This is a genomic window from Vibrio sp. (assembly GCF_984391705.1).
In genome coordinates, this window is sequence record NZ_CFHWOM010000005.1 from 124082 (window position 1) to 135703 (window position 11622).

General features: G+C 43.2%; 12 protein-coding genes. 6 read left to right on the forward strand and 6 right to left on the reverse strand.

Going from position 1 to position 11622, the window contains the following annotated elements; translation table 11 throughout:
* Nucleotides 1-16 precede the first annotated feature (16 nt).
* From AC4MRV_RS06075 to AC4MRV_RS06085, 3 genes are all read right to left on the reverse strand, one after another.
* Complete coding sequence (locus tag AC4MRV_RS06075; RefSeq protein ID WP_491186533.1) at nucleotides 17-1609, reverse strand: bacteriohemerythrin; 1593 nt, start codon at nucleotides 1607-1609, stop codon at nucleotides 17-19.
* A gap of 17 nt (nucleotides 1610-1626) precedes the next feature.
* Complete coding sequence (locus AC4MRV_RS06080; RefSeq protein WP_491186534.1) at nucleotides 1627-2904, reverse strand: HD-GYP domain-containing protein; 1278 nt, start codon at nucleotides 2902-2904, stop codon at nucleotides 1627-1629.
* 135 nt (nucleotides 2905-3039) lie between these two features.
* The gene (locus AC4MRV_RS06085) at nucleotides 3040-4245 is read right to left on the reverse strand and encodes an MFS transporter (protein ID WP_491186535.1); all 1206 of its coding nucleotides are present in this window, start codon (nucleotides 4243-4245) and stop codon (nucleotides 3040-3042) included.
* 89 nt (nucleotides 4246-4334) lie between these two features.
* On the opposite strand from AC4MRV_RS06085, the gene soxR reads away from it, so the two are divergent.
* Nucleotides 4335-4778: a redox-sensitive transcriptional activator SoxR gene (gene soxR, locus AC4MRV_RS06090; RefSeq protein WP_491186536.1), complete on the forward strand. Its 444-nt coding sequence runs from the start codon at nucleotides 4335-4337 to the stop codon at nucleotides 4776-4778.
* On the opposite strand, the gene AC4MRV_RS06095 is transcribed toward soxR, so the two are convergent.
* Both AC4MRV_RS06095 and AC4MRV_RS06100 read right to left on the reverse strand, forming a co-directional pair.
* Complete coding sequence (locus AC4MRV_RS06095) at nucleotides 4773-5648, reverse strand: AEC family transporter (RefSeq protein WP_491186537.1); 876 nt, start codon at nucleotides 5646-5648, stop codon at nucleotides 4773-4775. The genes soxR and AC4MRV_RS06095 overlap by 6 nt on opposite strands.
* Nucleotides 5649-5716: 68 nt before the next feature.
* Nucleotides 5717-6193: a peptide-methionine (S)-S-oxide reductase gene (locus tag AC4MRV_RS06100; RefSeq protein WP_491186538.1), complete on the reverse strand. Its 477-nt coding sequence runs from the start codon at nucleotides 6191-6193 to the stop codon at nucleotides 5717-5719.
* A 319-nt stretch (nucleotides 6194-6512) separates the two neighbouring features.
* Between AC4MRV_RS06100 and AC4MRV_RS06105 the strand changes: the two genes are divergently transcribed.
* The 4 genes from AC4MRV_RS06105 to AC4MRV_RS06120 all read left to right on the forward strand — a co-directional run bounded on the left by AC4MRV_RS06105 (nucleotide 6513) and on the right by AC4MRV_RS06120 (nucleotide 10494).
* Nucleotides 6513-7163 carry a Qnr family pentapeptide repeat protein gene (locus AC4MRV_RS06105; protein WP_491186539.1) on the forward strand — a complete coding sequence of 217 codons (651 nt, stop codon included), beginning with the start codon at nucleotides 6513-6515 and terminating at the stop codon, nucleotides 7161-7163.
* A gap of 204 nt (nucleotides 7164-7367) precedes the next feature.
* A complete protein-coding gene (locus AC4MRV_RS06110; protein ID WP_491186540.1) occupies nucleotides 7368-8357 on the forward strand; it encodes an ABC transporter substrate-binding protein in 990 nt (329 codons plus the stop codon).
* A 2-nt stretch (nucleotides 8358-8359) separates the two neighbouring features.
* Entirely contained in the window at nucleotides 8360-9718 is a 1359-nt protein-coding gene (locus AC4MRV_RS06115; protein WP_491186541.1) for a diguanylate cyclase domain-containing protein, read from the forward strand.
* A 167-nt stretch (nucleotides 9719-9885) separates the two neighbouring features.
* On the forward strand, nucleotides 9886-10494 hold the full coding sequence (locus AC4MRV_RS06120; RefSeq protein WP_491186542.1) for a YitT family protein: 609 nt from the start codon (nucleotides 9886-9888) through the stop codon (nucleotides 10492-10494).
* A gap of 40 nt (nucleotides 10495-10534) precedes the next feature.
* Here AC4MRV_RS06120 and AC4MRV_RS06125 read toward each other — a convergent pair whose 3' ends face one another.
* Nucleotides 10535-11020, reverse strand: a complete 486-nt coding sequence (locus AC4MRV_RS06125) for an HAD family hydrolase (protein WP_491186543.1) — start codon at nucleotides 11018-11020, stop codon at nucleotides 10535-10537.
* A gap of 152 nt (nucleotides 11021-11172) precedes the next feature.
* Here AC4MRV_RS06125 and AC4MRV_RS06130 point away from each other — a divergent pair, with 152 nt between their 5' ends.
* A complete protein-coding gene (locus tag AC4MRV_RS06130) occupies nucleotides 11173-11325 on the forward strand; it encodes a hypothetical protein (RefSeq protein WP_005476051.1) in 153 nt (50 codons plus the stop codon).
* Nucleotides 11326-11622 lie beyond the last annotated feature (297 nt).

Here is an 11622-nt window from a genome sequence, read left to right on the forward strand (position 1 = left end):
TACCTACGCGCTATGTTTAACCAATGCCGCCTTGCTTAAACTCGTCCGCATAGGCTTTGTCTTCTCTCATGATGTGGTGAGTGAGCCAGTTTTTCAGAAAAGACATTAGCTCATCACCGATTTCTTCTCCTCTTTCTACGCGTCGCTGGAAATCGAGCACTTCTTTTACTAACTCTTCGTGCTTCTCTTTATGCTGTTTATATTGGCTATAGTTGACTTGTTCAAACAGAGTTTCTTCGTAGGTGAAATGGTTGGCCGTGTAGTCGATCAGCCCCTGCACGACGCGCTTGATTGATGGTAATCCGTAGTTGTGGTTGAGCAAATGGTAGAGCTCGTTGATCAAATGGAGCAAAGTCTGGTGTTGGCGATTGATTTCATCGATACCAATGTCGAGATTATCGGTCCAGTCCATTAATCGGTCCCTGCGAGCATCTTCTTTCGCAACTTGACGTTCGTCCATTGCAAAACGGCGCAGCAGCGAATCTATTTCGCCTGAGAGGTTTCTTACCGTAATACTAGCAATCAAGGTTTCCTGAGTGGAAAGAACGTTGTTTTCTGATTCTGTTGCGATGAGCTGAAGACATTGCTTGAGCTCTTCCGTTTGGGCGGTTTGTTGTTCAGACGACGTCGCAATATGTCCACCTAGCGCCTGAATTTCCTCAATTTGTTGATTTAGGGTCTTGAACGTATTTTCTGCGGTTGACGCAATTTTCAAGGAATGAGCCATGCTCGACTTATTCTCTTGCATGGTCGCCATGACATCGTCGGTCTTTGTTTGAAGATTGGTGATTTTAGTTCGAATTTCCTCCGTCGCTTCTTGAGTTCTCATTGCTAATGAGCGCACTTCATCGGCTACGACAGCGAAGCCTCGCCCTTGTTCGCCCGCGCGAGCGCTTTCAATCGCGGCGTACAACGCGAGTAAGTTAGTTTGCTCGGCAATCCCGCTGATGGTTTCCATTACTTGACTGATTTGTGCCGTTTCAGCCATTAGCGACTCAAAGTGGGTATTTGAGTTATCAATATGTTGATTGGCGTTATCCAGCGCTCGCTCCAAATCAACCATATCTCGGGAGCCTTGGTCTGCTTGGCGTTTAGCTTCGCTCGCAAGATCAGAGGTCGACTCACAATAGTCAGAGACTTGGTGAGTGATTTCTGAAAGTTCTGTAATGATTAACTCAGCTTTATCGACGTCTTGCTTTTGGCCAATCGCGCCTTGCTTAGATTGCTGGGAGTCCTTTTGAACGGTATCGGCAACTTCTAGAAGATGACTGGTGGACTTTCCCAGAGCATTCACCGTACGTGAGATATCTGAGCCGATACGATTAATGGTGTGATAAATCGGAGGCGTTACATTCTCTTTATGGGGAATACGCTCGGTTAAATCACCCTCTGACAGATGAACTGCCACTTTTCTCACTTGGGCGAATATTGTATTCATTGAGCCCAGGACAATGGCAAAAAGGAGCACATAAGATGCGGTGATGATTAAGGCTACCCATGCTTTTAGTATGATTAGATAACCGAAAAGAGGGAGCGCACTAGACAAGCAAACCAGCACACTTTGCGCAGTCGAGAGATGAGTGATTTTGTCAATTAATTGGTGAAACATGCCCGACTCCTTCTGGTTCAAATGCCGTGTACTGATAAGTCAGTTGAAAGTTGATAGCACTGCTCTAGATTAATTTCTAGACAATGGTAGACGTCCTTATCGAGCTCATTTCTTTTCACCATGGGATACATAATCTCGACGATTTCCTCTTTTGAAAGTCGGGTTCGATATGGACGATCTTGGGAAAGAGCTTGAAACACGTCGACGATGGCGATGATACGTGATGGTAAATCGAGTTGTTCCCCTGACTTGTTATTGGGGTAGCCACTACCATTAATTCGTTCATGGTGATTTGTCGCCCATTCTCCAATTTTGGAATCAGGAAATACCATTTTTAGTGCAATTTCGGTATCAATCGTATGTCGGCGAATACGGGTATACTCCTCCCTGGTTAAGCTGCCTTGTTTGTGAAGAATTTCGTCAGGGGTTCGTAACTTGCCTATATCGTGGACTAAGCCAGCGACGTAGAGTTGCTGCGTGGTTTTAAGTGGCAGCTTAAGCTTAGTGGCGATGAACTTACACAACTCTGCCACCTTGATTGAATGCTGATAAGTGAAGGGGCTTTTGGCATCGACGATTCCTGCAATGAAAGTGCCTAGTTCCACTAGGCTCTCAATCGTTAAATCTTGCTGCAACCAGTCTAAGTGCGTAAAGGTCAGTGGAATGGCTTCAATGTTTTCTGGCTCCATTGAAAACCAGAAACCATCTCGGCTTGTGAGTTCTGACATAGCGTCAATGTAATCTGGACGAAATAATGAACCTTTATACTGATTTAACTGTTCCGCGATGCTGCGTTTTTTAAGTGTAACTAAATCACTATGTTCACTATTTATATGTCTAGCGCGAAGCACATCGAGTCTGTCTGCGATGAAAATTAGTGCGGCAATGTCTTTTTCAAATGGCGAAAGATGCAGTCCTTCTAGGATGTCCCATGCCGTGTGGTGGTGGCGAACAATGTTGGCAAATTGAGCTAAGATATTGCATTGATTAAGCGCGTTGTAGCCATGTATACAGTGAACGCTTGGATCATCCGGCTTAAACTTAGAGACCAAGTTGGTATGCTCTTCGGTTTGAGAAACGCCACAGTCATGAATAAGGCCTGCTAAGAAACAAAATTCTTGTTTTTTTACATCCCAGTTCAATAGTTTTGCGCATTCGTAACTGATGTAGCCGACGCGATGATTATGGTGTATATCATCGACTCCGACATAATCAAGTGCGCGCGCTACCCAGATAAGAGCATGTTTCAAATCAACCGAAAAGCTCTCAGTATTAACATTGCCTACCGCTTCCATGTTTGCCTTCCTGACGTTATTTTTTTGTTCCATCTAAAGTTTAGGAAACTCTGATAGAAGCTTAGTAAAAAAATAGATCGCCTCTCGGAAAGTTAATCAAACGTTGATCTTATCGGGGTTTTTATTCTGTTAAGTCTAAACAGCAAGAGCCTCGCTTAAGGTTTTTTGCTTCGCTAATGTGTACATAACAGCAACGGCACTTATTAATACGATGGCGGCTAGGGTGAAGCCGTAACGCGTATAACCATATTGACTAAGTAGCGCAATCGTGACGTAGCTAACGCTTTGCACTGATGTGGAGAACATAGCTAGACCCCCGTCCGCTCGGCCACGTTGTTCTGTTGGAACGCTATGATGCATCCAATTGGTTCGAGCGATTCGATTCAGCGCGTTGAAAAATCCGAACACCAATGTAGAAAGTATCAGATAGATAGGGTTAAAGGATAAGCTCATTGCAATCAAAGCGAGTGCGGTAAGACTCATCGAGCAAAGAATGAGATTTATTGGGTTTGATAGCTTAAGTAAACGTGACACTAACAATCCTGTTAGCAAGGATCCTAAGCCAAAAGCAATGTTATAGGCAGCGACCCAATCTCCGGATATGCCCACTTCGGCAAACCAGATTGGGATCAACTTTCCAAGGTAGGTTAACACCGGGTAGCTCAGAGAAGAGAGCATCAAAAAGGCATAGAAATGAGGCTGAGCGACAAATATGTGCTTGCTTTCCTTTAACTGCGCCAAGAAGTCGACCGCAATATTAGATCTTAATTGTCGCTGATATGGGGTGACAATGTAACTTATTGCAGCTAGTGAAGAAGCAAGTGTAGCAAATAGAGCAAAGTCTACGATGCCCCATTTTTCCAGTAAAACGACACCCAGAGCGCCAGCTCCAAGGGTTGTCCCTTGCATGATGATTTCTTGCTTACCAGAGATCGACGCGTATTCCTCTGGTTGATAGTTTTCCTGGGTAAAGGCGTTGTTCGTAGCCCAGCCCAAATTGCTTGATACCCAGAAAACTAATTGGGCGAACGCGAGCAGCCAGTTTGAGCTATATCCGAACCATACAGCTACAAAAATAATTCCTGCAGTCGCTGCTTGAACTACCTGAACGCCGATAAGTATTATTTTGCGCGAATGACGGTCGATGAGCGTTGAGAAAAAGGGAGTTAGTACAAATGATAACCCAGTACACGCGAGTGCAATAAGAGCGACAAAGGTTCCCATTTCTGGTGTTGACAACATTAACCATGGTAAGGCCATCATAAAAAGACCCGAAGAGATACCATCAAAAAAGCGCCCAGAAAGATATGGAAGTGTTTTGTTTCGCAAATTTTGCACCATGCTATGTCCCTCAGTTATTAAGCATGGTCTTACTCTAAAACCTCAAGTAAACTTGAGGTAAAGGGATTTTTCACCGAGGAGGGAAGATTATGGAAATGAGTGTGGGTGAAGTTGCCAAAAGGGCGGGTGTAAAGGTATCTACCTTGCACTTTTATGAGCAAAGGGGATTAATTACTAGCTGGCGAAATCAGGGAAATCAACGTCGTTATCACCGAAGCGTGTTACGTCGAGTAGCTGTAATTAAGGCAGCGCAAGAGGTTGGGCTTACATTAGAAGAGATAGCTCAGTCGCTAGCCCACTTACCCAAACACGAAGCTCCGAGCAAAGAGCAGTGGGAAGAAATGGCTTCCGAGTGGAAAGCGATGCTTGAACACCGAATTCTTCAGCTAAAAGCGCTGCAAGAAGATCTGGGAAGCTGTATTGGTTGTGGTTGCCTCTCTATGAAGTCTTGCGCAATTTATAACCCTCAGGATATTCGCGCTGAAAAATTTGAAGGCAAGACCATGCTCACCGATCCTGAAGAATGGTCATAGTGATAAAGCAAATGTGAGCAGAAGGGGTAAAGTGAGAATACTGAAAAAATTGCCATATAAGACCATAGACGCAACTTTAACGGGCTCAATGTTAAAACGTTCAGCGAACAGATAGTTCATTACCGCTGGCGGCAGCATTGAGAAAAGGACCATCATCTGCATTTCCATTCTTGGTAACGGGATAAATGTATAAATGACCGTGAATGCGATACCACCCGTAATTAGAGATTGGACGGTACAAAGTAGGCCAACCTTTAAACCACTTAAGCGCATATTACACATTTGGGCGCCGAGAGAGAGCAGCATAACCGGTACTGCTGCTTGACCGAGTAGAATCGTTGCATCATAGAGTGGTTTCCAAACGCCTATATCGAGGAGATTGATGCTAAGAGCAATGACGGCAGCTAGGAAGATTGGCATCTTGATAATTTGCTTAAGCGGATTTCCTTCACTCAATACGGCCAGCCCTAGACTAATGTGAATGCATGCCGAAACTACAAACAACAGTACCGCTGGTGCCAATGCACTATCACCGAATGTATAGGTAAAAAGTGGGATCGCTAGGTTGCCACTGTTTCGAAACATATGGGGTGGCGCCCAAGTCTTGAAGTTTAGCCCTGACAGCCGACACCAAATAAGCATAACAGCACCCGGAAGAAGGACAGCTATCAGAGAGGCCGAAAGCAAAGGTATCTGCTGAAGGTTTAAGGGCATAGACACCAAAGAAGAGAAAACCAGTGCAGGAGTAAATGTATCCATGTTGATACGATTGATAGGGCGAAAGTCCGGCTTTAGCCAACGCCCCACAGAGTAACCAACTGCGATCAAGGCAAATACTGGAAAAAGAATGCCAATAACTTGTTGAAACATGAACTTATCACTCCTTTGTATCTAGGCCTACCTTAGCAAGCAGCGCGCTTGCAAGCCAAGTTATGAAACTAGGATTGGCGGTATTTGTGCAGCAGGTCTAAAGGGATGTGACAGTAATCGTTGGGAAAACGGAATAGCCTGTCCTGATGTTCGTCGTCACTTTTAACATAATTGGTTAGTGGCTTTACCTCTATCGCAATGCGATCACTATCCGCTCTTGCTGAAATGCATTCACGGGCGACAGTTAGATGCTGCGGATTTTGACTGTAGATACCTGTGCGATACTTCTCGCCGATATCCTCACCTTGTTGATTGACGCTATATGGATCGATGATTTCAAATAGATAGTTAACCAAATCTTCGACCGAGACTTTACTCGAATCAAAACGAACTTTTACACATTCCGCATAGCCATCATAAGGGCCTTGTGTCGAATGACTACTTCCATTAGCCCGACCTGCTTGAGTGGATTCCACTCCAGGTAAGTGTCGAGTAAATTCTTGTACCCCCCAAAGGCAGCCGCCTGCCAAGTAGATTTCTTCCATTGGTTTATTCTGATTAAGAGCAAGATGGGGCAATTAGAGCAAAATTGAAGAAATTCGCAATCTGTTACCTCTCTTTACTGCACTAAATTTGGTTTTTGGGGCGAGAAATTTGTGAGCTCGCCGATGGTTTTTAAAAGGTTTAAAAATAGATTTTTGATAGGCACATATGGATTTTAAGATAAAGCGGGCGTAACGGGCCTGTTTGGCGCCTTAGAATGGCGATTTAAGGGTTTTTAAAGTTGTTGTTTTTCAATGGTTTGCGGTGGTGGAATGTTACCTGGTTTAAGTGCTAATGTGTCGACGTCAATCAGGAGGGAATATGACGTTTAGCCAACAAACATTTATTGACCATGATTTTTCCAACCAAGACTATCAATCCGCGGTGTTTGAGCTGTGTAAATTTTTTAACTGCTGTTTCGATAAAGCGGATTTAAGAGATGTACAATTTATTGATTGCCTATTCATTGAACCAAAAGCTATCGAAGGATGCAGTTTCAATGGTGCCAAGTTGAAGGACGCCAGCTTCAAAAACTGTCAACTAGCGATGAGTCAGTTTGTGGCGGCCGATTGTTTCGGTATTGAAATTAGAAACAGTGACTTAAAAGGCGCAAACTTTCTTCGCGCGAACTTTACCAATCGGATCAGCCATAAAGCTTACTTTTGTTCGGCCTATATTACTGGGAGTAACCTCTCTTACACTAACTTCGAACGAGCTTTGTTGGAGAAATGCGACCTGTTTGAAAATCGTTGGACTGGGGCGCATGTATTTGGCGCAAGCTTTAAAGGCTCCGACCTGTCTAGCGGGGAGTTCAGTTTAGAGCAATGGGCCAATGCTAATTTTGAAGAATGCAACCTCTCCCACATTGACTTAGAAGGCGTTGACCTCAGAAGAGTCTCGCTGCATGGTGCAACCATCTGCGATTGGCAACAAGAGCAGCTTTTATCGCAACTCGGTATCAAAGTGATCTAACCGTACCAAAGAAGCGTTTCTATTCTTGCCTGTTTCAGATATTGAACTGTGGTAGGCAAGTTCCAGTCTTTTGTGATCTATTGCACGTTTGAAACAATTACGTAGCAACTTATCTCTATTACAGTGTGATTCCTCATGTGCAACACAAATCATAGTCTAATGTAATGTTAGCTAGGTTTATTATAAAAATGAGGTATGAGGCTCATGCCGCTTTTGCAACGTAAAGGATTTTGGTTTGGTTCGATGTGCTTAATGTTATTAGGCTCGGCGAGCTATTCTTATCTCTCAAAAGAGAAGCAAGAAGTATCAAGCATTCGGATCGGGGTATCTTTGACTCCGATCTCTTCACCATTCCTTGTTGCCGAGAAACTCAAACTGTTTGAAAAACATGCACTAGATGTGCAGTTGTTTCCTTGTGTGAGTGGCAGTGCATGTACTCAGCTTATGTTGGATGAAAGCGTTGACTATGCGGCCGCATCTGAATCTGTAGTGATGTTCCAAAGCTACGAACATAATGATTTAGCGTTACTTGTCTCTTTCGTCGAATCGGATAGTGACCTGAAACTACTAACCTTAGGGCCAAATAATATAAACAGTGTAGCACAGCTAGAAGGAAAGCGGGTTGGGCTAATTAAAGGGACAGCGAGCGAGTTTTATTTTGATTCAATGCTGTTAGCCAATGACTTAAAGGACTTAAATGTCAGTAAGGTTTACCTAGAGTCTTATGAGCTTGTTCCAGCGTTGCTTTCCTATCGTGTTGAAGCAATTTCCGCGTGGGAGCCCATGGGTTATCAGGCAAACTTACATTCTGCTGCAGAAGTGCGAAACCTTGGAACTCGGGGCATATACCAACTTTCATTTAATCTACTGTCAACTCGACCCTACCTAGAGTTTGTGGGAGATGAACCCAAACGATTATTGAGCGCATTGAATGAAGCGGTGCAGTGGATCAATGTAAACCCTGAGCAAGCTCAGGCTGTTGTTGCGGAGCGTTTAAATATCTCGGTGGACCAAGTTGAGTGGTCTTGGCGAGACTATGTATTTCGCCTTTCCTTGGGAAATTCTTTGCTTTCCAATTTGCAGTTTCAAGCCAGATGGGCACATGAGTCAGGCTTGGTTTCTGGCAATCCGCCAGACTTCCGCGATGTTTTCTTTCCCCAACCCTACCAACAGGCAACGTTGCAGAGACACTAACCATGATCAGTTCATTGTTTAAAAAGCTATTTTTGCTTTCGACCACGACCATGCTATTAACCCTTCTCATTGTGGTGTCTTTCACGAAAATTAGTACTGAGCAGAAGCAGACCAAAGTAGAGCTCGACACGATAATCGATCTTCAGCTAAGGGTAGATTTACTGCGCAGCCAACTTTGGGTGTTTTTGCAGTTTGGGGATCAGCCTAGCTTAACTCAAGTCGAGTACGCTCAGGCAGAATTAGCAACACAGTTGACGGCATATAAAGAGCAAGGGGTTCAATTCGACAACATTCAGCGAATGAACCAAAGTTTGCATGCCTTGCTTAGTCAAGAAAAAAGCCTTTATAGCCGAGATATCAGTAGTCAAAACGGAATCAGCGCGACACGCTTGTTACATTCGCGATACAACATGATTGTACAAAACATGACGGAAGAGTTAGCTCATGTCCATCAAGTCGTTTTGAATCGCAATTCAAGTAACTTGTCGAGTGTAATGACCTATGCAGCCGCGTGGTTGATTGTCTGTTCTCTACTTGTCAGCTTCATTGCATGGTTGATTCTGTTGCGTTTTAAATCTGATACCGAGTCCGTAAAAACGGCAATAGTAGAACTGGCAAAAGGTAATTTTGATGCCAAAGTGGATACTGAATCAATGGACTCTGAGTTCAAAGGCATCGCATTCTTTTTTAATCAAATGACCATCTCGTTACGAGAATCAACCGTCACGAAACATGAACTCGAAGAAGAGGTCAAACGTCAGACTATGCAGCTGAAGAAGAAGCAAGAGCAGCTGATTTTCCTTTCTGAACATGACCCGCTTACAGGCCTGTACAATCGTAGGGCGTTTGATAAATCGCTTGAAAATGCAATCGTTAAAGCTAACCGAACAGGGTGTAAACTGGCTATTTTGTTTATCGATTTAGATGACTTTAAAGTCGTCAATGATACTTATGGTCATGACGCAGGAGATGTCATTTTGGTCACTGTCGCTGATCGTTTGAGTAATGCTATTAGGCAGTCAGACTTTGTTGGTAGGTTGGGTGGGGATGAGTTTGTTATCTGTCTAGACCTACTCAATGATTTTGACATCTTACCGCAAAAAATTGATCAAATTATGCAAGCGATTTGCGCACCTATTAACTTCAACGAACGTGAATTAAATGTCAGTGCGAGCATTGGAGTGAGTCATTTCCCTGACCATACGAAGAATAAAGAAGTGTTGTTGAGTATGGCCGATGAAGCGATGTATCGCTCGAAGCAAGTCACTGGGGCGAGTTGTTATGATGGTGAAAGAATGCAGTGTCAGAGGTCGAGTAGTGATGTTGTCGAACTAGCGTCAGCGCGAAAACTGCCAAGTTAAACCGATTGAAAATAAACAACTTTGTATAGGTTGTGTAAAGTATTTTTAACGAAAAGTGAGTGGGAGAATTTTGCTCTAAACTCGACATTATTATCAATAATAGACATCTTATGCATGTTTTGGCTTGTATCTGTTTTTTAAGCCAGTTTGTATAGGGATAGTATATTATGGATAAAGAACATAGCTTACGTGAAAACCTTCTAGCACTTACTCTAGGCAGTGCTTTGGTGTCATTGGGTGTCATCTTTTTTAGTAAGGTTGGATTACTGACTGGCGGTACTGCGGGTTTGGCTATTTTCCTAACTAAAGTTAGTGATTTCAGTTTTGGACAAGTCTTTTTTGCTTTAAACCTGCCTTTTTACATTCTTTCTGTTATGCGTATGGGCTGGAGATTTACAGTTAATACGTTTATTGCCGTATCGATTGTCTCCCTTGCGGTAGATCATCTGCACAATGTTATTGAAATTGCTCGTATCGATCCTGTTTATGCTGCACTTATTGGTGGTGGGTTGATAGGTATCGGAATGCTGGTGATTTTCCGTCACAAGATGAGCCTAGGTGGCTTCAATATACTCGCACTTTTCTTACAAGAGAGGTTCGGAATTCGAGCGGGTAAAGTGCAAATGGCATTAGACTGCTTGATTGTTGTCATGTCACTGTTCATCGTAGATATCACGCTGATTCTACTGTCTGTTGTTGGCGCAGTAGCGACAAATCTCATTTTAGCTATGAACCACAAGCCTGGTCGTTATCAACCACAGCCAAGCAACGCGTAGCCTTTAGTTTCAGTAGTAACAAAAACGGCTTAGCACCATGCTAAGCCGTTTTTGTTATAAGCTCACCCAAGGAGTGAACTTGCTCAATGTTTGAGTCGACGTGACGGTTATCGCGATTAAAATATATGGCTCGGCATCCTGCTTGAATCGCTGGTGTAATGTCTTTTTCAAATGTGTCACCCACCATAATTAAGTCCCTGCAATTCACATTAAGTTGGGTTGCGATCTGTTTGTAAAACAATGGACTGTTTTTCTCTAATCCAAGGTTCGATTTACAAAAATACCCACTAATGTATTTGTCTAGTCCAACCCGTTGAAAAGCCAGCTGTATCTCTACTTCTTTCGAGTCTTTAGCGCTTGTCGCCACGTATATAAGGTGATTGCGTGAAAGATTCCTCAATAAGCTTTCTGCACCCTCTACGGCTTCCACCGTTGGCCAAAGGTACATTCTCCCTTTCTGATCCGGGGCGTCATGCATTAGGGTATCCCCCCAATCAAACAAAAATACTGTTCCACTTTTAAACATTTTTCTTCCTTGCGATGATGTTCGAGCGTTAAGCATTATTCGCTCGAAAACATATTCTTATCTTAACGACAAAATACCTGATTAGTACATGAGGCGCAGTTCATATTAAATACGCTCCTAGTTTTTATCGTCTTTCCATAAAGGTGTTTAGTATGTTTTCAATTGATGATGTAGTAGTAGCTACACAAGGTATCGACCTAGGTCAAATGGTAGTAGTTGGTATTAGCAGTGGCGGTGCTTACATTCGCGTTAGCGTTGACGGCATGACTCTGACTTACCCAGTTAAAAGCCTAAAAAAAGCTTAATCGATTCCTAAACTTATTGGAAATTCAAGCATTCTAAAAGGAGCCTCAAATAGGCTCCTTTTTCATTTCTACTCTCTAATCTCTATTTCTATCTTCAACTCTTCTATTCCCGTTTTTCCCCTGTCGGTATACCTAATTTCATGATGGTGAAAAATACCTAAACTTGTTTATATTCGCCATTCTTATGAATTGGAGTGGTGCTTGTTTTGGTTAACTGTTTGATAATGTTGACTTTATCTGTTGGCATGCACTTTGCTGTATGGCTAGGAGCACTAAGTTACAAAGCTAATATAGGTG

Bases quoted from the DNA above. Each gene is read 5' to 3' on its own strand.
- AC4MRV_RS06075 (WP_491186533.1), bottom strand. From the start codon at position 1,609: ATGTTTCACCAATTAATTGACAAAATCACTCATCTCTCGACTGCGCAA.
- AC4MRV_RS06080 (WP_491186534.1), bottom strand. From the start codon at position 2,904: ATGGAAGCGGTAGGCAATGTTAATACTGAGAGCTTTTCGGTTGATTTG.
- AC4MRV_RS06085 (WP_491186535.1), bottom strand. From the start codon at position 4,245: ATGGTGCAAAATTTGCGAAACAAAACACTTCCATATCTTTCTGGGCGC.
- soxR (WP_491186536.1), top strand. From the start codon at position 4,335: ATGGAAATGAGTGTGGGTGAAGTTGCCAAAAGGGCGGGTGTAAAGGTA.
- AC4MRV_RS06095 (WP_491186537.1), bottom strand. From the start codon at position 5,648: ATGTTTCAACAAGTTATTGGCATTCTTTTTCCAGTATTTGCCTTGATC.
- AC4MRV_RS06100 (WP_491186538.1), bottom strand. From the start codon at position 6,193: ATGGAAGAAATCTACTTGGCAGGCGGCTGCCTTTGGGGGGTACAAGAA.
- AC4MRV_RS06105 (WP_491186539.1), top strand. From the start codon at position 6,513: ATGACGTTTAGCCAACAAACATTTATTGACCATGATTTTTCCAACCAA.
- AC4MRV_RS06110 (WP_491186540.1), top strand. From the start codon at position 7,368: ATGCCGCTTTTGCAACGTAAAGGATTTTGGTTTGGTTCGATGTGCTTA.
- AC4MRV_RS06115 (WP_491186541.1), top strand. From the start codon at position 8,360: ATGATCAGTTCATTGTTTAAAAAGCTATTTTTGCTTTCGACCACGACC.
- AC4MRV_RS06120 (WP_491186542.1), top strand. From the start codon at position 9,886: ATGGATAAAGAACATAGCTTACGTGAAAACCTTCTAGCACTTACTCTA.
- AC4MRV_RS06125 (WP_491186543.1), bottom strand. From the start codon at position 11,020: ATGTTTAAAAGTGGAACAGTATTTTTGTTTGATTGGGGGGATACCCTA.
- AC4MRV_RS06130 (WP_005476051.1), top strand. From the start codon at position 11,173: ATGTTTTCAATTGATGATGTAGTAGTAGCTACACAAGGTATCGACCTA.